Source organism: Sorangium sp. KYC3313 (assembly GCF_052075895.1).
GTDB lineage: Bacteria > Myxococcota_A > Polyangia > Polyangiales > Polyangiaceae > Sorangium > Sorangium cellulosum_B.
The window spans coordinates 4,308,743-4,328,327 of the sequence record NZ_CP197255.1; the positions used below are offsets into that span (position 1 = coordinate 4,308,743).

At 69.0% G+C, this 19,585-nt stretch carries 21 protein-coding genes and 1 pseudogene; 8 read left to right on the top strand and 14 right to left on the bottom strand.

Annotation, left to right across the window (positions count from 1 at the left end; all coding sequences use genetic code 11):
• Positions 1-4 precede the first annotated feature (4 nt).
• From ACSRUE_RS16810 to ACSRUE_RS16820, 3 genes are all read left to right on the top strand, one after another.
• The gene (locus ACSRUE_RS16810; protein ID WP_441291879.1) at positions 5-1,177 is read left to right on the top strand and encodes a cytochrome P450; all 1,173 of its coding nucleotides are present in this window, start codon (positions 5-7) and stop codon (positions 1,175-1,177) included.
• Positions 1,178-1,392: 215 nt separating this feature from the next.
• On the top strand, positions 1,393-2,643 hold the full coding sequence (locus ACSRUE_RS16815) for a hypothetical protein (protein WP_441291880.1): 1,251 nt from the start codon (positions 1,393-1,395) through the stop codon (positions 2,641-2,643).
• A 372-nt stretch (positions 2,644-3,015) separates the two neighbouring features.
• A complete protein-coding gene (locus ACSRUE_RS16820) occupies positions 3,016-3,999 on the top strand; it encodes an STAS domain-containing protein (RefSeq protein WP_441291881.1) in 984 nt (327 codons plus the stop codon).
• Between the two features lie 129 nt (positions 4,000-4,128).
• Here ACSRUE_RS16820 and ACSRUE_RS16825 read toward each other — a convergent pair whose 3' ends face one another.
• The 10 genes from ACSRUE_RS16825 to ACSRUE_RS16870 form a co-directional block, all read right to left on the bottom strand.
• Positions 4,129-5,181, bottom strand: coding sequence for a peptidase dimerization domain-containing protein (locus ACSRUE_RS16825; RefSeq protein ID WP_441291882.1), 1,053 nt, complete (start codon positions 5,179-5,181; stop codon positions 4,129-4,131).
• 480 nt (positions 5,182-5,661) lie between these two features.
• The gene (locus ACSRUE_RS16830) at positions 5,662-6,306 is read right to left on the bottom strand and encodes a hypothetical protein (RefSeq protein WP_441291883.1); all 645 of its coding nucleotides are present in this window, start codon (positions 6,304-6,306) and stop codon (positions 5,662-5,664) included.
• A gap of 3 nt (positions 6,307-6,309) precedes the next feature.
• Entirely contained in the window at positions 6,310-6,792 is a 483-nt protein-coding gene (locus ACSRUE_RS16835) for a hypothetical protein (protein ID WP_441291884.1), read from the bottom strand.
• A 46-nt stretch (positions 6,793-6,838) separates the two neighbouring features.
• A complete protein-coding gene (locus tag ACSRUE_RS16840) occupies positions 6,839-9,274 on the bottom strand; it encodes an ATP-binding cassette domain-containing protein (RefSeq protein ID WP_441291885.1) in 2,436 nt (811 codons plus the stop codon).
• Positions 9,275-9,282: 8 nt separating this feature from the next.
• The gene (locus ACSRUE_RS16845) at positions 9,283-9,702 is read right to left on the bottom strand and encodes a DoxX family protein (RefSeq protein ID WP_437765200.1); all 420 of its coding nucleotides are present in this window, start codon (positions 9,700-9,702) and stop codon (positions 9,283-9,285) included.
• On the bottom strand, positions 9,699-10,139 hold the full coding sequence (locus tag ACSRUE_RS16850) for an SRPBCC family protein (RefSeq protein ID WP_437765201.1): 441 nt from the start codon (positions 10,137-10,139) through the stop codon (positions 9,699-9,701). Before ACSRUE_RS16850 ends, ACSRUE_RS16845 begins: the two co-directional genes overlap by 4 nt.
• Complete coding sequence (locus ACSRUE_RS16855; protein WP_437765202.1) at positions 10,136-10,465, bottom strand: ArsR/SmtB family transcription factor; 330 nt, start codon at positions 10,463-10,465, stop codon at positions 10,136-10,138. Before ACSRUE_RS16855 ends, ACSRUE_RS16850 begins: the two co-directional genes overlap by 4 nt.
• 452 nt (positions 10,466-10,917) lie before the next feature.
• The gene (locus ACSRUE_RS16860; protein WP_441291886.1) at positions 10,918-11,319 is read right to left on the bottom strand and encodes a hypothetical protein; all 402 of its coding nucleotides are present in this window, start codon (positions 11,317-11,319) and stop codon (positions 10,918-10,920) included.
• 282 nt (positions 11,320-11,601) lie between these two features.
• Positions 11,602-12,003: a VOC family protein gene (locus tag ACSRUE_RS16865; protein ID WP_437765203.1), complete on the bottom strand. Its 402-nt coding sequence runs from the start codon at positions 12,001-12,003 to the stop codon at positions 11,602-11,604.
• Positions 12,004-12,292: 289 nt separating this feature from the next.
• The gene (locus ACSRUE_RS16870; protein ID WP_441291887.1) at positions 12,293-12,454 is read right to left on the bottom strand and encodes a hypothetical protein; all 162 of its coding nucleotides are present in this window, start codon (positions 12,452-12,454) and stop codon (positions 12,293-12,295) included.
• 67 nt (positions 12,455-12,521) lie between these two features.
• Between ACSRUE_RS16870 and ACSRUE_RS16875 the strand changes: the two are divergent.
• Positions 12,522-12,860, top strand: a pseudogene (locus tag ACSRUE_RS16875) (glutathione S-transferase C-terminal domain-containing protein); the annotation flags it as partial.
• A gap of 241 nt (positions 12,861-13,101) precedes the next feature.
• On the top strand, positions 13,102-13,506 hold the full coding sequence (locus ACSRUE_RS16880; protein WP_437765205.1) for a RidA family protein: 405 nt from the start codon (positions 13,102-13,104) through the stop codon (positions 13,504-13,506).
• A gap of 456 nt (positions 13,507-13,962) precedes the next feature.
• On the opposite strand, the gene ACSRUE_RS16885 is transcribed toward ACSRUE_RS16880, so the two are convergent.
• Together ACSRUE_RS16885 and ACSRUE_RS16890 are read right to left on the bottom strand one after the other, a co-directional pair.
• Entirely contained in the window at positions 13,963-14,778 is an 816-nt protein-coding gene (locus ACSRUE_RS16885; protein WP_441291888.1) for an SDR family NAD(P)-dependent oxidoreductase, read from the bottom strand.
• A 1-nt stretch (position 14,779) separates the two neighbouring features.
• A complete protein-coding gene (locus tag ACSRUE_RS16890; RefSeq protein WP_441291889.1) occupies positions 14,780-15,433 on the bottom strand; it encodes an NAD(P)-dependent oxidoreductase in 654 nt (217 codons plus the stop codon).
• Positions 15,434-15,671: 238 nt separating this feature from the next.
• Between ACSRUE_RS16890 and ACSRUE_RS16895 the strand changes: the two genes are divergently transcribed.
• Positions 15,672-16,664 (top strand): GlxA family transcriptional regulator, encoded by a 993-nt coding sequence (locus ACSRUE_RS16895; RefSeq protein WP_441291890.1) that lies wholly within the window; start codon positions 15,672-15,674, stop codon positions 16,662-16,664.
• A gap of 240 nt (positions 16,665-16,904) precedes the next feature.
• Here ACSRUE_RS16895 and ACSRUE_RS16900 read toward each other — a convergent pair whose 3' ends face one another.
• Together ACSRUE_RS16900 and ACSRUE_RS16905 are read right to left on the bottom strand one after the other, a co-directional pair.
• Complete coding sequence (locus tag ACSRUE_RS16900) at positions 16,905-17,012, bottom strand: sigma factor-like helix-turn-helix DNA-binding protein (protein WP_441291891.1); 108 nt, start codon at positions 17,010-17,012, stop codon at positions 16,905-16,907.
• Between the two features lie 160 nt (positions 17,013-17,172).
• Complete coding sequence (locus tag ACSRUE_RS16905; RefSeq protein ID WP_441291892.1) at positions 17,173-17,835, bottom strand: hypothetical protein; 663 nt, start codon at positions 17,833-17,835, stop codon at positions 17,173-17,175.
• 369 nt (positions 17,836-18,204) lie between these two features.
• Between ACSRUE_RS16905 and ACSRUE_RS16910 the strand changes: the two genes are divergently transcribed.
• Positions 18,205-18,612: a hypothetical protein gene (locus ACSRUE_RS16910; RefSeq protein WP_441291893.1), complete on the top strand. Its 408-nt coding sequence runs from the start codon at positions 18,205-18,207 to the stop codon at positions 18,610-18,612.
• A gap of 69 nt (positions 18,613-18,681) precedes the next feature.
• Positions 18,682-19,383 carry a reverse transcriptase domain-containing protein gene (locus tag ACSRUE_RS16915; protein ID WP_441291894.1) on the top strand — a complete coding sequence of 234 codons (702 nt, stop codon included), beginning with the start codon at positions 18,682-18,684 and terminating at the stop codon, positions 19,381-19,383.
• Positions 19,384-19,585: the final 202 nt, after the last annotated feature.

Genomic DNA, 19,585 nt, shown 5'->3' on the forward strand with positions numbered 1-19,585 from the left:
TCGCATGAGCGAGCGCGTGGACATCATGACACCCGCCTTCCGGGCGGATCCTTATACGCCGTACGCAGCGATGCGCCGCGAGGCGCCGGTCTGCCAGGTAGATCCCGGCGGGATGTGGGCGGTGAGCCGGTACGCCGATGTCGCAGCGGTCCTGCGGAGCCCGGAGCGGTTCTCGTCCCAGGGGTTCCGGGCCGCCTGGCAGCCGGCGTGGGTGGGGCACAACCCGCTCGCGAGCTCGATCCTGGCCATGGATGGCCCGGATCACGCGCGGCTCCGCGGCCTGGTGAGCCGGGCGTTCGGGGCGCCGGCGATCGCGCGCATCGAGCAGCGGGCCCGGGATCTGTGCGAGCGGCTCGCGGGCCGCCTCGACGGCGAGGTCGACTTCATCGCCGCGGCCGCGGCGCCGCTGCCGGCGTTCGTGATCAGCGAGCTGCTCGGCCTGGATCACGCGCTCGAGCCGCACTTCAAGCGGTGGATGGACGACCTCCTGTCCGTGACGCCCGAGCCGGCGAGCGCCGAGCACGCCGCCCGCGTCCGCGCCACGATCGCGGAGCTCGATCGGTACATGGCCGACGTCATCGCGGCCCGCAGGCGCTCGCCCTCCGACGACCTCGTGAGCGAGCTCGCCCGCGCCGGCGAGCCCCTCGGCGACCGCGAGATCATCGATCTGCTCGTCAGCATCCTCGGCGGCGGCCTCGAGACCACGACCCACTTCCTCGGCAGCTCGATGCTCCTGCTCGCGGAGCGCCCCGCGGAGCTCGAGCGGCTGCGCGCCTCGCCGCAGCTCATCCCGAGGTTCATCGAGGAGATGATGCGTTATGACGGCCCGACCCAGTCCGTCCCCCGGCTCACGACGTCGGACGTCGCGCTGGCCGGCGTGACGATCCCCGCGGGCTCGCTCGTGCTGGCGCTGGTCGGCTCGGCGAACCGCGACGAGCTGCGCTTCACGGATCCCGATCGGTTCGATCCGCACCGCGGGCAGCCGAGCCTGACGTTCGGGCACGGCGCGCACTTCTGTCTTGGCGCGGCGCTGGCCCGGATGGAGGCGAAGGTCGCGCTCGAGGTGCTGCTCCCGAGGATCGGCGAGGTGACCCGCGCGCCCGGCGAGATCCCCTACAACCGCACGCTCACCGTGCGTGGCCCCGTGTCGCTCCCGCTCCGCTTCAGGCCGGCCTGAGGGCGCGGATCGCTGCCATTCGACCTCGCCGTGGGCGGCCGAATGCGGGCGTCGTCCACGGTCCCTAATTTTTCGAGAAAATTCACAGGGAGTCGGGGAGTCGGGGAGAGAAATCCCATCAATCTCCCTGTCTCCCCGCCTCCCTGTTCAATTTCCGCTAAAATTCCAACGAAATGAGGGGATTTGTCGAGTCCTGTTCTGCACAATGGCTGTCCATGCGACATCGAGCGTTCCTGCCGCTGGTCCTCGCTCTGCCGGCGTGCGGCCCTGCGGCCGCGCCCTCGCCTGCAGCGGGCGCCGCGCCCGCCGTGGCCAAGGCGGCCCCCGCGGCGCCGTCTCCGTCGGCGCCCGCCGCGGGCGTCGTGCCCGCGCCTGCCGCGAGCGCCGCGCCGGCGCCGCAGAGCGCCTGCGCGCTGGAGCGCGGCTTCCACGGCACGATCGGGCCGAAGCTCGAGGTCTTCGCGCGGATCGCGCGCGACGGAGGGACCGTGCGGGGCCGTTACTTCTATGCCCACGTCGGCGTCGACATCCCGCTGGCCGGGACGGTCACCGACGCTGGCGACATCGCGCTTGTCGAGGGCAACCCGGCGCGTCCGACGGGTCAGTTCGCGGGCACCTGCCGGGCGGACGGCCACCTCGTCGGGACGTGGACGAGCCCGCGGGGCGCCTCGCTGCCGTTCGACCTCGCCTCGGTGGGCGCCCGCGATGTGCTGCTCGTGGCCACGAAGAAGAGGGCGCGCCGCTTCCCGCCGCAGCCGAACCCCGATGGCCCGTCCGAGGGGATCGGGATCCCCTTCGAGCCTGGCGAGGCGTGCAGCGAGGAGCTCGCGTGGCCCGAGATCTTCGGCGCCGCGACGGCGAAGAGCGAGGCGGCCCTCAACCGCGCGCTCGAGAGCGGCGCGTGGGTGTTCGGGCAGGGGGACGAGGCCAGTCTGCGCGCGTGCAAGACGGGCGAGCGAATGGCCGCCTCGCGCACCTTCGAGATCTCCCTCAACGAGAAGGGCCTGCTCGCGGTCCGCTCCCACGATGCGATGCGGTACGAGGGCGGCACGCACCCCTGGGACCCTGGGCCCGAGCGCTGGCAGGTGCTCGACGCGCGCACCGGCGCGCCCGTGACCCAGCTGCTCGACCGGTCTGCCGCGTCGAAGAAGGCGCTACGGCCCTTGCTGGAGCGCTGCCTCGCGCCGCTGGCCGGCGGCGACGCGACCGTGCTCGAGCTGCTGCGGGAGCGCGTGAGCCTCGACAACCCGGATCTGCTCCTCCTGCCGACGCCCGCCGGGCTGAAGCTCGCCGCGACCGGATATCCGCCGCCGCTGCGCGTGCTCGAGGGCGATGGCCCCATCCTGACGTGGGCGGCGCTCGCCGGCGCGGGCGCGGTCGACCCGATGAGCCCTCTCGCTCGTCTCTGGGCGGGCCGCAGCGCGGCCGCGGCGACGGACCCGTGCGCGAAGCAGGGGTCGCCCTGAGCCGGACCCGATCGGGCCTGTGAACCCGACCCAGGTTGAGCCGACAACCGACAATCCGACCCGGGTCGAGGCGATCATCGGCAATCCCATGGTGAGACGAGCCCGGGAACCTGGCCGGACCTCACCGAGCTGGACAGTCGGATCCGCCGCGCCACCGTGATCAGCGATGCAAGTGAGCGCCTCATCCTTCGGACGTCCGCCGGGTTGAAGCTCGCCGCGACAGGAGATACAACGCTGTGCGCCCCCTGGCGGCGCAGGCCGTCGTAGTATCCTCAATTCGCCTGTACCGCGCTTGTTGGAAGCGACCCAGCTCACACCAGGGTCGTTTTTTCCGGGGAGGATGCTCGTCACGAGCATGCGGATCGAAAGAACATGGAACAGAAGACAACTCCGACGATCACCGAGCTCGAGCGTGAGATCGATACGCTGCGCCGACGCGTCGCCGAGCTGGAGGCCCCCGCGCGCCGTTACAAGGCCCTGCTCGACGGGGGCATCGTGAGCATGATGATCTACGATGGCGAGAGCCGCGTGCTCGAGGTGAATCGTCGTTGGGAGCAGCTCTGGAGCTTGCGCATCGGGGATCTCGCCGGGTGGCGGTTGCTGAAGGACGAGCAGGTATCCGCCAATGGGTCGATGCCCCTCGTCGAGCAGGCGTTCTGGCGGGGCGAGGCCACGGCGTTGCCCACCATTCGCTACGATCCGGTCCAGGCAGACACGCTCCAGAAGGGAGTGGCCCGCTGGGTGGCCTCCTCGCTCCATCCCATCAGCGACGGTGCGGGCAACGTGCGCGAGGTGCTGCAGATCCACGTGGACGTCGGCGAGCTCAAGCGGTCCGAGGACGAGCTGCGGGTCCAGACGGCGCAGCTCGAGGCCGCGGTCGCCGAGCGGACCCAGCGGCTCGCGGAGCAGCTCCGCGTGAGCGAGGAGCAGCAGCGCGCCATCACCGAGCTGTCCACGCCCGTGCTCAGGCTCTGGGACGGCATCCTCGCGCTGCCGCTCATCGGCCAGATCGACGCCAAGCGCGCCGCTCGCATCCTCGAGGTGCTGCTGCAGGCGATCGTGGACACGCAGGCGGAGCATGTGATCATCGACGTCACCGGCGTGCCTTTCGTGGACGCGGAAGGGGCACGTCACCTCAGCGACACGGTGCGCGCTTCCTCGTTGCTCGGGGCGCAGTGCGTCATCGCGGGCGTCTCGCCGGCGATGGCGAGATTGCTGATCGACTGCGATCTCGGCTTCGACGGCGTCCCCATCGTCGCGAGTCTCCAGGACGGGCTCCGGCGCTTGTTGCCCGGCCGCGACGGCGATCGCGCCATGGGCGCTGCTGGCCAGCGCTGCCCTCGGCCCGTCGAATGACGGGCCAGGCGCGTCTTTCGGAGGGCAACCCGCCGGGTGATGCTGGGCCGCATGCGCCCGGCCATCGTCCTGGAGATTGCCCCTCTCGCGGCGCTCGCCGGGGTCGACGACACCGATGCAACGAACGCATCACGTCATCCTGGCGAACCAGCGCTCGAGGATGGTTTGCGCCCGCGCGAGCTCCGAGAGCTCCGTCACCTCGTTGAGAGCGTGCATCGTCCGCTCCGCGCCCGGTCCGAAATTCGCCGCCGGGATCCCGAGCGTCGTGAAGCTTGCCACTTCCGACCAGGTTTGCCGGGCCTCGACGCCTTGAACGCCGCTCTGTTCGAGAGCTGCGATGAGCGCGTGGTTCCGGTTCGGCGGCGCCGGACGGGAGAGCTCCTCGAACCGGACGGCCCCCACGCGGTCTACGAGCGCCATCAGCCGCTCTTGCGAGGTATGGGAGCTCGTGCTGGGGCCGTACGTGTGGTGCACGTTCACTTCCAGGTGGTCTGGCACGACGCTGCCGGCGCGGCCCCCGTGCGCCGAGGTGGCGTTCATCATCTCGTACCAGGTGAGGCCGTCGACGACGTCGGGTACGGGCTCGAACGCGGCCAGCTGAGAGAGCACGCGCGCGAACTTGTGAATCGCGTTCACGCCGGCACCGGGCAGCCCGCTGTGCCCCGTGCGGCCTGCAAACGCCAGCGTCGCGTGCGTGGAGCCTCCCGAGCCGAGCTGAAGCTTGTTGTCCGTGGGCTTGAGCACCAGGGCGAAGTCGGCCCCTCGTAGCTCGGCGTCCTGCTTCATGACCACCCTGAGCTCGCTCGCGTCGAAGCCGCACGCCCCGCGGGCGTGAAACACGAGGGTGAGCTCGGCGTGCACCTGCGGCCGGCGCTCGGCCAGGTCGAGCATCAGGCAGAGGCCGCTCTTCTCGGCGGCGCCAGCGCCGAGCACGCGGTTGTTCTCCGTCCGCGCTTCGCCTCGCTGCCCCGGGGTCGCCACGTCGAGCTGCCCGACGAGCAGAATCTTGGGGCCTCCCGACCCGCGCGTCAGCGGTGCGACCAGGGAGTCCCCGTAGCGGCGCGGCGGTGAAGCCAAGGGGAGCGCCGCGAGCCGTTGAATCAGCTCGTCGGCCAGGTTGCGTTCCTCACCCGTCGGCGAGGGGATTCTGCACAGCCACAGCAAATTCTCGAGTAGCTCCACGTCGACCTCCGATCAGACCCAACGATGCGCGCTGGCTCCCCCTCAGTCGTACCGGAATTTTCGGTACCAGGACACCAGCCAGAAGGCGACTATCGAAGGAGCGCCTCGCACAGCGCCGGGGAGAAGGTCTTCCGGGCGAATGGGCGGACGACAAGGATCTCCCCCACATGCGCCGGATCGAAGCGGGCGTCGCGCTCCAGGAGCCTGCCGTCGTTCCACCACGCCGCCCGCTCCAGCCATCGTGCGGAGCCCGCGCGTGGATGGGCGCATGGGGGACGTCCTGCGAAGCACGGGTAAATACCCTGGATGCTCAAACGGATGCTTTGCTCGCCTCGCGGCAGGGTGCGCGTCGCACGCCAGTCATAAGACGCCTGGCGGGGGGGCGCATGCGCTCTCGGCGCGGTCAGCCTGATGAGAGCCGTCCTCGCGTCCAGCCCTGCACGGTGCTTCTTCCTCCGGGAGCTCGCGCGGAGGCGCTGGCTAGCTCGCGGGGCGCACTGGCGCAGCAAGATCGAAGTCACCGTATACCCAGATCCCGGCGGCGTCGTAGAGCTTCGTCAATGCTGGTTTGGAAACGCCGTTCTTCCCCCACGGCTGGAGATCCCCGTTGAGCTCGCAGAACGAGAGATCTGTTGCCCCAGCGGCCTTCAGCCTCTCGGCCCGCACCAGCACCGCAGCCAAGATCGCTTGGTCGAACGGCTTGACGAACTCGAGCTCGCCGCCGCTCAGCTCGATCGCGCGCTCCAGCATGGCGTCGTCGAGCGCGAACACATCGAGCCCTGGGTGCTTGCGCAGCGACGTGAGCGTCGTGTCGAGCTGCTTGAGCTCCTCTTTCACTCTGCTCTCGAACATGCTGAGCACCCGTAACGCAGTGGCATCGTCGTCGATCGAGATTTTTCCGTTCGCCTTGCCCCAGCGCAGAAACTGGCGAATGGCATCTGCTTCATGCCGAGGCTTGAGCTCCTGGATTGGACGACGTGCCTCGTTCAGGCAAATGGACGGAAGATAAAGCTTGAGCTCTCCCGCGGCTGCACGGTCGAGAAGATCAACCGCTGCTTTTTTCTTGTGATGCGCAGGCGCAGCATAGTCCACGACCCAATTGGTCTCGACGAAGACGTGCCGCATCGTTCAGGTCCCGGTGCGCCTCAGGCTCGCACGCGGCCCAGCCGCACGCACCTCTCCTTGCTCCAGAGCGGGCACCACGTGATCCTCGACGGCCTCACGCAAGTCTGGCGCTAAGGCGGCCAGATTGGATGGATTCTTGAGCCCTTCCAGCCAGCGCTGGACTTCGTCCTCGAATTGAACCCCGCGCAGTCCTGGCTCTTCAATCGCGCGAATCGTCGACGCAACGCCGGCTTCGAAGATGCCCGCCGTCGAGAACGCCCCGACCAGCTCCACCGATCCTTTCTCGTAGCTCGCAAACGTATCGCGGTAGATGCGCACTGCGTCCGGCGTAACGAGCATCCCGGTAGCGTAGCCATGGCGCACCATGTACGCCTTGAGCTGTTGTTCCGACGCCTGGAGATCGTGGATCGACAGCTTCACCTCGACGACGAGCGAGCGGCTCGTTCCGTCGCGGGAGGTGACCAGAATGTCCGGAGCGAACGACATGCACGCATTGTAGCACGTCGCGCGCCCACGGAAAAACGCCGGCTCCTCAGCGAGATCGCGCAGCTCCGGCTGCCTTCGGCTGGCCTCCGACGAACGCCGCCAGGTGCTCGCCGGTCAGCGTCGACTTCGCCGCCACCAGGTCGGCCGGGGTGCCTTCGAACACGATCCGCCCGCCGTCGTGGCCCGCGCCCGGCCCGATATCGATGATCCAGTCGGCGTGCGCCATCACCGCCTGGTGGTGCTCGATCACGATGACCGACTTGCCGGAGTCGACCAGCCGGTCCAGCAGCCCGAGCAGCTGCTCGAGGTCGGCCAGGTGCAGCCCGGTTGTCGGCTCGTCGAGCACATAGACGCCGCCGTCGGCGCCCATGTGTGTCGCGAGCTTGAGCCGCTGCCGCTCGCCGCCCGACAGCGTGGTGAGCGGCTGGCCGAGCCGCAGGTAACCGAGCCCCACGTCGGCCATGCGCTGCAGGATCGCGTGCGCGGCCGGCGTATGCGCCTTGCCAGCGCCGAAGAAGCCGACCGCATCTTTGACCGGCAGATCGAGCACCTCGGCGATGTTGAGCCCGCCGAGCCGATAATTCAGCACCGACGCCTGGAACCGCCGGCCCTCGCAGTCCTCGCAGACCGTGGTGACGCCGGCCATCATCGCGAGATCGGTGTAGATCACCCCGGCGCCGTTGCAGGTCGGACAGGCGCCCTCGGAGTTGGCGCTGAACAGGGCAGGCTTCACGTTGTTCGCCTTCGCGAACGCCTTGCGGATCGGCTCCAGCAGATCGGTGTATGTCGCCGGATTGCTCCTCCGGGAGCCACGGATCGGGGTCTGGTCGACCGACACCACCCCGTCACGGCCGGACACCGAGCCGTGGATGAGTGAGCTCTTGCCCGACCCCGCCACGCCGGTCACCACCACCAGCACGCCGAGCGGGATGTCGACGTCGACGTTCTTCAGGTTGTGCGTGCGGGCCCCGCGCACCTTCATCACACCCGACGGCTTGCGCACCGACCGCTTCAGGGAGACCCTGTCGCTCAGGTGACGCCCGGTGAGCGTGCCGCTCGCCCGCAGCCCGTCGACGGTGCCCGTGAAGACCACCTCGCCCCCGGCGGTGCCGGCGCCGGGGCCGAGGTCGACGACGTGGTCGGCGATCGCAATCGTCTCCGGCTTGTGCTCGACCACGAGGACGGTATTGCCCTTGTCGCGCAGCCGCAGCAGCAGCTCGTTCATCCGCTGGATGTCGTGGGGGTGCAGCCCCACCGTCGGCTCGTCGAAGACGTAGGTGACGTCGGTGAGCGACGACCCGAGGTGGCCGATCATCTTGGTGCGCTGCGCCTCGCCGCCCGACAGCGTGCCCGACGGCCGGTCGAGGCTGAGGTAGCCCAGCCCGATCTCGACGAACGAGTCGAGCGTGTGCCGCAGCGTCGCCAGCAGCGGCTTGACGGACGGCTCGTTCAGATCGCGCACCCACTTGGCCAGGTCGTTGATCTGCATCGCGCAGGCGTCGGCGATGTTGATCCCCTTGATCTTCGAGGACCGGGCAGCCTCGCTGAGCCGCGTGCCGCCGCACTCGGGACAGGTGGAGAACTTGATCGCGCGCTCCACGAACGCCCGGATGTGGGGCTGCATCGCGTCGACGTCCTTGGACAGCATCGACTTCTGGATCTTCGGGATCAGCCCTTCGTAGGTCAGGTTGATGCCGTCGACCTTGATCTTGGTCGGCTCCTTGTGGAGCAGGTCGTGGAGCTCCTTCTTCGTGAACTTGCGGATCGGCTTGTTCGGGTCGAAGAAGCCGCAGCCGCCGAAGATGCGCCCGTACCATCCATCCATCGAGTAACCGGGGATGGTGAGCGCGCCCTCGTTGAGCGACTTGCTGTCATCGTAGAGCTGAGAGAGGTCGAAGTCGGAGACGGAGCCCATGCCCTCGCATCTCGGGCACATGCCTCCGTTGACCACGAACTCGCGCTTCTCGGTCTTCTTCCCGCCGGCCTTCTCGATCGAGATCGCCCCGACCCCCCGGACCGACGGGACGTTGAAGGAGAAGGCGTTGGACGAGCCGATGTGCGGCTTGCCGAGGCGGCTCCACAGCACCCGCAGCATCGCGTTGGCGTCGGTCGCGGTGCCGACCGTCGAGCGGGAGTTCGCGCCCATCCGCTCCTGGTCGACGATGATCGCGGTCGTCAGCCCTTCCAGCACGTCGACCTCGGGCCGGGCCAGCGTCGGCATGAACCCCTGCACGAACGCGCTGTACGTCTCGTTGATCAGCCGCTGCGACTCCGCCGCGATGGTGCCGAACACCAGCGACGACTTGCCCGATCCCGAGACGCCGGTGAACACGGTCAGCCGCCGCTTGGGGATCTCGACGCTGACGTCCTTGAGGTTGTTTTCCCGGGCGCCCTGGACGCGGATCCAATCGTGGCTGTCTGCGGCGTGCTGCCTGTCTGCGGCGTGCTGCCTGTCTGCGGCTTGCTGCTTGGAGGAGGCCATGTTCACGATCATGTCATCAACACCGACGGCGTGTGAAGGGGTTCCGGCAACCTGCGCGAGTCCGGCCGCAGCGCCCACGACGTCACCGCCAGCGCGAGGACCACGAGCGGCGCGAGGATGTGGCCAGCGTTGCTCGTGGAGTCGCTGGCGCCGACGGCGGCCCAGGCGAAGGCGGCGCCGGTGAGGTCGAAGGCGAGGCCCGCGTACGCCCACTCCTTCAAGCGCGGGAATCTCGGCGCCAGCAGCGCGAGCGCGCCGAGGATCTTCCAGATGCCGAGGAGCGTGACGAAGTGCAGCGGGTAGCCGAGGCGCACGAAGCCGTCGACGCTCGCTGGGGCGTGGAGGACGTGGGCCACGCCGCCCGAGACCATGGACGACGCGACAAGGCCTGTGGTCACCCAGTAGGCCACGAGCCTCGCCCGGCTCATGAGATCCTCTCGAGCAGGTCGACGAGCTTCCCGCCCATCATCTTCCAGCCGTAGCGCGCGCCGCCGAAGTTCTGCTTTTGGTCAGGCTTGAAGCCCGATTGCACGAGGGACAGGCGCGTGCCCGACGCCGTGGGCGTGAGCGTGAAGGTCACGACGGTCTCCAGGAAGGGGACGCTCCACGTGTAGCTGAGCTTCCGATGCGCTTCGATCTCGACGAACCGGCAATTCACGGTGCCGTCCCAGCCGGGGTACGGCTGCGTCTTGAGCGTGAACGCCGCCCCCGGCTCGAGCTGGAGGCCGATGGTGGGCAGGAGCCACTCCGCGAGCAGCGCCGGTTCGGTGAGCGCGCGCCACACCTTCTCCGGCGCATGCTTCAAATCGAACTCGAACGAAATGGATTCGGTTTGCGATTCTGCGGTCGTGTCGGTGGGGTTCATTCGTCCATTTTCTCCAGCAGTTGTTCTAGGCGATCGACGCGCTCCATCCAGAAGGCGCGGTAGTGCGTGATCCAGTCGACGAGCGGTTTCAGCCCGCGCGGCTCCACCCGGTAGTAGACGCAGCGCCCCTCGCGCCGGCCGCTCACGAGGCCGGCGTCCTTCAACGTGGCGAGGTGCTGCGAGATCGCCGGCTGCGAGATGTCGAAGCGCGCCGTGAGGTCCTTCACGGCCGCTTCGCCACGCGTGAGCGACTCGAAGATCGCCCGGCGGCTGGGGTCCGCCAGCGCCTGGAAGATCCTGTCTTCGATCACGGCCGCGCTCTGCATCCACGACGTATAAGCCGTGGCTTATTGATTGTCAAGCGCGCGGATCGGGCTGCCTGGACGCGTCGGGGAAATAAGGCATGATTCTTGCGTTGCTTCTTGAGCGGCACGCGGAGCTCGAGAGCGCGTGGCCCGAGCTCGCCGAGGGGCTCGCTCCGGCGAGCGCCGGGGAGAGGCGGTGGCTCTGTTCGCGGCGAACGAGGCGGCGCCGACGAGGTGTTGTGTTGGGTGTGCGCCGGCGAGGCGTGGGCGTGGCGCGCTTCGAGGCGGCGAGCGGCCGCTACGTCGCCGGCGACGCGCTGCTCTGGAGCGCCGATCGGCCGGCGTGCGGCGAGGATTGGAATCCTCCCGGGAGGCCGCCGGCGCTCTCCGGTCTGAGGGTCACGTGTGCCCTGGTGCTGTACGAGGGACTTGTGGAGCGCCGGGCGTCGACGCGACGCGGTGCGCGGCGGGGATCACCAGGGATTCCGCGGGCAGGCGATGAGGCTACAGTTCGTGAAGGTGTACCCTTCCGAGGTCGTGTAGGTGTTGCAGAGATCGCACGCGGGGAGCAAGGGATTGTCGAACGTGGGGCAGTCGAAGCGGCGCTGCTTGTAATAACGCGATGTCTCGCCGTCGGCCTCCCGGTAATTGGGGTCGCACTCCCAGTTCACCCAGCCCACGACCGTCGTGTAGGACGCGTCGCTGTAGTACGTGCGGAAGTAGCCGCTCGACGGCAGCGGCTGCTGCGCTGACTGCACCAGCTCGCCCTCCTCTCCGGCGAGAGCCTCTCCGGCAGGATCGGCGCTCATCACGCAACCGCCGATGACGGCGGAGGCGACGAGCGAGGCGAGGACCAAGCGAATCTGCTGAATCATGGGTAGCTCCTTCTTGCAAGGCGAGAGGCACAGAGAGGGCGCGATGGCTGCGGCGATGACCGAGCCGCCGTCGCGCCGGGGGGCATTGCAAGGAGGAGACCACGCGGCGACGCGCGTGCTCCCCCGGCGACGCGCGGCGCTGGCGCGCGCCGGGGAGCGGCGGATTGAGCGATCCTTGCGCAACTTGCGCCGAGGGCGCTCAAGGCGCGTCGTGACCGGCCGACGAACGCCACGGGCGAGGCCCGTTGCAGCTCTCGCCGGGGTCGCCGAGAGCCGTGCGGCTTACTGCCCGGCCGTTGGATCCATCCACACCACCTCCCAGTGGTGCCCGTCGAGGTCCTCGAAGCTCCGGCTGTACATGAACCCGTGGTCCTCCGGCGGCCCCGCCTCCTTGCCGCCGCCGGCGAGCGCCTTCGCCACCATCGCGTCCACCTCGGCGCGGCTCGCGCACGAGAGCCCGAAGGCCCCCTCCACGTGCGTTGCGGTGTCGCAGATCTCCTTCTTGGTGAGCGTCTTGAAGAACGGCTCGACGAGCAGCATCGCGTAGGCGTGCTCGCCGATGAGCATGCAGGCGGCCTGGTCGCCCGTGACCTTCGGGTTGAACGTGAGGCCGAGGGCCTTGAAGAACGCCACGGTGCGATCGAGGTTCTTGATGGGCAGGCTGACGAAGAGCTTGTGGGACATGAAATTGTCCTCCTTCGGCTCCATGGACCCCCCGCCCGCGGAGAAATCATCGGTCGCTCGAAAAAAATCTTCGCGCCCTGCTCCGGCAGCTCCATGGGCGCGGCCTTGCGCCGCTCGCCGAGCTGCGCCTCGTGCAGCCCCTCGCGGCGAAGGAGCTCGCCGAGCTCCCCGCCCGGAGAGCGCGGCCGCCTCCGTCACCGCGCGCAGCTCCTGCTGCCCACGAGACCATCGGGCGGCTGCTCGGTGCAGCACGGACAAGGAGGTCGAGCGCTCCGGCGCGTGAACGGTCTTACATCTTGGCGCTTGGCCGCGGGGATGCCGTGGGCTCGGCCTTCTTCGGATCGAGCACCACGGCGACGCCCATCCCGAACCCGTGACCGCCCCGGAAGAGCGGCATGCCTCCCACTTCAGCCGTGGCGCGCTGCTGCTCCGTGAGACGGTTGGAGGTCATCAAGGCGAGAGTCTCGGGCCGCAGGATACGCACGCCATCCACGGCGCCTGCTCCCAGGAAGATGCGCGAGCTCGTCACCGCCAGGATCCTGGAGGGCGACAAGCCCTGGTATGCGGAGCGCCTGCCTCTGGTCGAGGCTCGCCTCCGCGCTCGGCTCGGCCAGCTTTCCGTTCGCCTGGGCGACGCCGGCTGGCTCGATGGTGCCTTCAGCGCTGGCGACTTGATGATGGTGTCGGTGCTGCTCAGGTTGAGGTTGTCGGGCATCCTGGACGAGTACCCAAACCTGGCCGCTTATGTCGCCCGCGGCGAAGCGCGGCCCGCCTACAAGCGAGCCTTCGACGCTCAACTGGCTTCAACACCGGCAAGCCCTCGACCGCCTGATCGCAGCCTTCTCTGGCAGGGCTGAGAAGTCCGCGAGGAGCAGCCCGCGAGACAGCCGCACCTCGCGCTCTTCGCCGCGTTGCGGCCGATGAGCACGACGAAGCCCTCTACCCCTCCTCTCCGCGGCCGCGTATGCCGCTCGGTGATCTGGGGCTCGACGTGGGACCTGCGTGATCGGTTGCCCTGAGTTCCTCGTGCGCCTTCACAGCCAACAACGCGCACGGACCTTGACATCCTCGAATTGTGTTGCTTTTCCTTCCCCCTCAATGCGCTTGGTCAAGATCAACCCGCCCGACGTCCACCAAACTCCCGGTTATCACCACGTTACAATCGTCGAGGCCGGTCGGCTGGCCTTCCTCGCCGGCCAGTGCCCACTCGACCTCGACGGCAACGTGGTCGGCGCGGGCGACTACCTCGCGCAGGCCGACCAGGTGGCAGCGAACGCGCTGGCCGTCCTGAACGCGGCCGGGGCGCAGCCCGCCGACGTGGTGCGCTCGGTGATTTACGTGGTCAGCGACGACGACCAGGTGCTGGGCGCGGTGTGGCAGCGACTGAACGACTCGGCGCTCGGCCCGGCCTTTGGTGCGGCCAGCACCCTGCTCGGGGTCGCTTCGCTCGGCTTCACCGGTCAGCTGGTCGAGCTGGACCTGACCGCCGCGCTCCCCGGTTGATCCAGCGGCGGCCGGCATCGACGGCCCCACTTGAGGCCCGCAGCCTGGAGCTCCCCGCCGACGTGCGGGAGCGCATCCTCGACCTCCGACCTCAGGCGCTCGGGCTGAGCGGCAAACCAGACCACGACGTGCGTATCGAGAAGCCACTTCAAGGCCCGTCTCCCTCGAATGCTCGCCGAACGTCGTCAGGAAGAGGGGCGTCGAAGTCGTCTTTGATCTGGATTTGTCCACGCAAGCCACCTGCAACCGGGGCGACGGATGCCTGCGGCTGCGCCTCGCCGAGCGCGATGATCTCGACGCGCTGACCGCGGAGCGGCGAAAGGGCTGGCAGAGCACGAACGACCGTGTCCGGTCCGTCCCGAGTTTCAGGCGCCGCCGCGGATGGTCAGATGATGGTCAAGAGCAATGCGCGTCACGTGCGCGGGCCGGCGTGGCAGGCGCCAGTTGCGTCGGTATCTACCGGCCGGCCAGGCGCTCGGCGAGCGTCCATAGCTCGATCCCCAGGGTGCAGTCGTTCAGCAGGGGAGAGCCCGCCGCGGGCTGGTTGCTCACGAAGTACTTGCCGTGGATGTCATGCTCGCCCATCGCCAGATGCACGAGGCGCTGCGCGCCCTGGGCCGGCGTGTCGAGGAACGGCGCGGCGAGGACCTTCAGGGCGGCGCCAGCGGCGCCCATGTAGCGGCCGAAGTCGGAGGCGATGATGCCGGGGTGGAAGTCCGCGACCACCACCTGCGGGTGTCGCCGGCCGAATTCGCGCAGGAGGATCCCCGACGCCAGCTTGGCGCGCGCGTAGACCTTGTGAGGCCCCAGTCCCGCCGTGCTGGTTGAAATGCGGGCGAGGGTGTCGGAGGACAGCGTAGCCCCGGTGTGGGAGCGCGAGGACGTGGCGATGACCCTGCCGCCCGTCAGGCGCGGCGCGAGCAGGCGCATCAGCAGCCACGGGCCGAGGGTGTTTACCTGGAAGATGGGCTCGATACCCGAGCTGGTGGGTTGCCTATCGGCGGGGATCCCGCCGGCGTTTGCGGCGAGCACGTCGATGCGCGGCAACGTGCTGAGGAGGTCGTGGGCGAGGCGCCGCACCTCGTCGAGGCGGGTGAAATCGACCGAGTGGCCGCGCACGCCGAGCTCGGCGCAGAGGGCCGCGGTCTTCTGCGGCGAGCGCCCGACGGGGACGACGCTTGCGCCCCGGCGCCGCAGCTCTCGGGCTGCCGCCGCGCCGACGCCCGAGCTGGCGCCCGTGATCACGACGATCTTGCCATCGAGAGAGCTCATCTCAGGTCCCTCGTCGAGAGGCGCCGTTGAGGACCACCCGGCGGCCAGCGAAGGCGTCGTCTTCCGCGGCGGAGACCAGAAACTGGGCGACGTCGTCGCGAGCGATCGCGAGCTGGCCGGGAGCGCGGAGCTCCGCGGAGACGCTCCAGCCCGAGGAGGGCGCCGCGTCGGTCAGCCGGCCGAAATACGCCACCGTCCACGCCAGACCCGAGCGCGCGAGGATCTCCTCGGCAGCGTCGAAGTCGCGGTAGTCGCGGCGGATCAAGATGCGAATGGCCGCGCGGACGAGGGGCGATGCGTGCGCATTGCTCTGGCCGGTGCCCCAGGCCAGCGGCATGACGATCCGCGATATGCCCTGCTCGCGCATGGCGGCGACCAGGTTGCCGGCCGCGGCCGCGACGATCGCCGGGCCGCGCTTGCCCTTGAGCCACAGCGGGTTACCCAGCGCCGAGAGCACCGCGCCGTGCCCGGCGATGGCCTCGCGAACCCGCGCTGGCTCGTCGGCGACCGCGCCGATTCGAACGGACAGCCCGGGTCGCCCGACGATCGCCCCTGGATCTCGCACGAACGCGGTGACCTCGTGGCCGCGTCGTAGCGCCTCCGCGACGACCCGCTGCCCCAGGCGCCCGTTGGCTCCGACAACGAAGATCCGCATACCTATCTCCTCGCCCCGGGGCGATGCTCGCATCCATCCAGGTGAACCCTAGAGATGCCAGTGGCATCACGCCGTCATCGCGCGGCATATGGCACAGCCGGGATATGGCACAGCCGGGACGGTCCCGCGAGGGGCGTTCGTGCCAATCTTCGACGCCTTCTGGCCAGCCCAACGTCCCGAGCCCGCGCCGGATCATAAAACCGTTGGCATGAAGTGGAACATCAAGCATCTTTCAGCCATGCACGTCGTGGCTGTGGTCGCGATGGACGGGGTCGTCCCGTTCGACCTGTCGACGCCCTGCGAGGTGTTCGGGTGTGTCCGGCTGCCCGGGGGTCGGGCCGGGTATCAAGTCCGTGTTTGCGGGGTGACGCGCGAGGTGAGCGCCCGAGCGTTCGACCTCCGGGTGCGCTGCGGCCTCGACGAGCTGACGCGAGCGGACACCATCATCCTTCCGGGCGTCGCCGACGCGAGCGTTCCGGTCCCGGAGGCGCTCTTGCACGCGGTCCGCGCCGCGGCGGCCTCGGGCGCCCGCGTCGCCTCCATGTGCACCGGGGCGTTCATCCTCGCCGCGACCGGGCTGCTCGACGGGCGCCGCGCCACGACCCACTGGCTCGCGACGGACGAGCTCGCGCGCCGCCACCCGTCCATTCGTGTCGACCCGAAGGTGCTCTACGTGGATGAGGGGCAGTTTCTGACGTCGGCGGGCGCCGCGGCGGCGCTCGACCTCTGCCTCCACATGGTGCGGCTCGACTACGGCTCGGCCGTGGCCGCGGACACGGCGCGGCTCTCGGTGATGCCGCTCGAGCGCGACGGGGGGCAGTCGCAGTTCATCCTCCACGAGCCGCCCGCGCCGGACGGGTCGTCGCTCGAGCCGCTGCTGCGGTGGATCGAGGAGGTCCTCGACAAGCCGCTCACGCTCGAGGACATCGCGCGGCGCGCGGCCCTCAGCGTGCGCACGCTGAACCGCCGCTTCCGCGAGCAGACCGGCACCACGCCGCTCCAATGGCTGCTCCGGGCCCGCGTGCGCCGCGCGCAGCAGCTGCTCGAAACGACGGAGCACTCGGTGGAGTCGATCGCGGCGAGGGTCGGGTTCGGCTCGCCGACCGCGTTTCGCGAGCACTTCCAGCGGCTCGTGACCACGAGCCCGCAGGCGTACCGCCGCGCCTTCCGCGCCGCGCCGATCAAGGCGAACGGACGCCGGGGGGCGAGCGTGAAGTCGAGCGCTTCTTGAGCGCTGGATCGGGCGAGGCGCCCCGCGCCCTCCCGGTCAGGCGCCCTTCCACCCGAGCCGCTGCCGCCGCTCTCTCGGTGACCACCGCCCCGACGAAGTTGAGCGCGGTGCGCTCCGGCAGCTCGACGCCCGCGGCGAAGATGCGGCGGACGCCGAAAACCAGCGTGTCGATCCAGCGAGCAGGCCTTGCTCGACCAAGTCGAACGCGCGCGGCGACGGCGAGCTACGTCCGCACCTCGTTCAGCGGAGGAGCTCCCGTAACTGCTTTCGCCCGCGGTGCAGCCGCTTGTTCGTCGTGCCTGGATGGGCACCAAGCTCTGCCGCGATCTCCTCAGCGGTATCGCCCACGGTCGACTCGACGTGATGTGCGCCTATGCTCCGCCACCGCTTCCTTGCGTGTCATCGACGTGCTCATTCTCCTGGCCCGACGCAGGGCGGATCTCGGCCTGAGGTCGCTCAAGGACGCCGGCTCCACAGCCGGCTATCTGTCGCTAGGGCCGCCGCCGATTCATCGAAGTTGCAGCAGCAGCGCCTCGCGCTCACGGGCCAGCTGACCCCGAGGGAACTCCATGGCGTGCATGTCGAGCAGGCGTCGCGCCTCGACGTCAGCCCTGGCGTTGTAGGCTTCGATGGCCTTGCGCGCCTGGAGGATCAGGTCCTTCTCGCGCTCGCTCGCGACCGTGCCTACGGCGCGGACGGGCGGTGAGGAACGTGCAGCTGTTGCGGCCGGTGAAGCAGGCTTGCCGTTCATTGCGGCCGGTGCATTCTCGCCGGGGGCCGGGATGCCGCCCTGCACTGGGGGCGAGGCCGTGGCGACCGCACGGCGTGCGTCTGGCTGGTCGAGGGGCGGTGCGGTGTGCTGCTGCGCGGGCGTAGCCGCACCGGCGTGGACCGCTGCTGGCCGTAACCACGGGGTCGCACTGGCCGAGCCTGACGAGCGTGGAGCTGTCGCGACGACGGCGCCCGTCAGCACGACGAACGCCGCCTGCGCGAAGACCTTTGCCCCGACCTTCTGCAGGCGCAGGGCGGTCGTCCACCACGAGCGACGGAGCAGGCCGAACGCCACCGGAACGCAGGGCTCCTTGTCCCAGCCACGGAATTCTTGCTGCGCCATCCAGCGCCGCTTCGCCTCCTCCAGCTGCTCGCGTGCCCTGCGGTGCTGGCTCCTCACGGTGTCCAGCTTGAGCCCCAGCCCAGTCCCGCAGGAGCGCTTCCTGCGCGAGGTCCTCGGCGTGTCGCGCGGTGACACCGACCCGCCTGATGAGGCGGCGGAAGCGCTCGAAGTGGGGGGGAGTTCGTGCTGGCTTGCCCACAGCTGGTAGCACCCCTGAGCTGGCCGGAAGGGTTCAAGAAAGAGCAGGGTGGGTCAACTTTGGTAGGATACTGTGCGCTTTGTGATGTGCGTACCTGGGCGGCTCCACTGCTCGGAGGGTCGACGGCAGCTTTGCGTCGCCGGGTCGATCTTTGCCTGGCAAAACGTTCATTCCCTGCGAATTCGTCGCGGTTGACGCCGCGCGCTTCGCGTAAGTACGGTCCCCGCATGCGTGATGTTGCGCCCTCGTTGCTGTTCTGCTTGATGCTTGGCGCCGCCGCTGCCTGCACGAGCCCAGCCAGCGCGGAGGACATCTATTCGACGCTGGAGCTGAGCGGCAGCTCGACGGTGAAGGACCATGTTCGCCGTGCACAGAGAGCCCGCGATGCAGGTCGGTGGACCGAGGCGCACGCGGCCTACAAGGCGGCGTTCGAGGCGACAGACCCGGCGTCGAGCACCGAGAAGGAGCGCGCGCAGTTGGATGCGCTTGCCGTCGGGATCCTGCGCAAGAAGGTGAACTGGGTGCTCGATGCCGACATCCGTGATTTCTTCAACACCATCGATCACGGATGGATGGTCAAGTTTGTCGAGCATCGCATTGCGGATCGGAGGATTCTGCGCCTCATCCAGAAGTGACTGAGCGCAGGGGTGATGGAGGAAGGTCGCTGGACCGCAAGCGAGCAGGGGTCCCCCCAGGGGGCGACGGTGTCGCCCCTTCTGGCGAACATCTACTTGCACTACGTCTTCGACCTGTGGGTCCAGCAGTGGAGAAAGCGGCACGCGCGCGGCGAGGTGATTGTGGTGCGCTACGCCGACGATCTCCTGGTTGGATTCCAGCACAAGCCGGATGCCGTGAAGTTTCTCGACGCGATGCGCGGCCGGTTGCAGCGCTTCGCGTTGACTCTTCATCCCGACAAGACGCGGCTGATCGCGTTCGGCAAGTTTGCGAACGCGAGACGGCGAGAGCGACACTTGAAAGGAGCAGCGGAGACATTCTCCTTCCTTGGCCTCATGCTCATCTGCTCGAAGACCAGGGCGGGAAAGTTTCTGCTGGAACGGCATACGGTGAAGAAGCGGACGCAGGCGAAACTGCACGAGGTGAAGGCCGAATTGCAGCTCCGCCGGCATCAGCCCATCCCCGAGCAAGGGCGTTGGCTCGGCCATGTCGTGCGCGGGTACTTCGCGTACCATGCCGTGCCGACGAACATCCATGCGCTATCGTCCTTCCGCACCCAGGTCATCCGTACATGGCACCGCGCCCTGCGACGTCGAGGGCAACGTGACCGGACGGACTGGGTGCGGATGGCAGCCCTAGCGCAGCGGTGGATCCCACCCGCCCGTGTGCTGCATCCCTGGCCTGACGAGCGCTTTGACGTCCGTACCCGAGGCAGGAGCCCAGTGCGGTAGCGATGTCGGCCCCGAGCAACCGGGTGACCAGGCCACGCCACGTCCTCGGATCGGGGACGTCCCCGGACAGATCGACCCGGAGCCGCTTCCCGCCGGCCTCCTCGGCCACGGCCCAGGAGACCGGACCGCGCGGGCCCAGGAACGCGCGCAGGTAGCGATGGTCCGCGGACCACACGTCGACCGGGTTCTCGGGGCGCCTCTG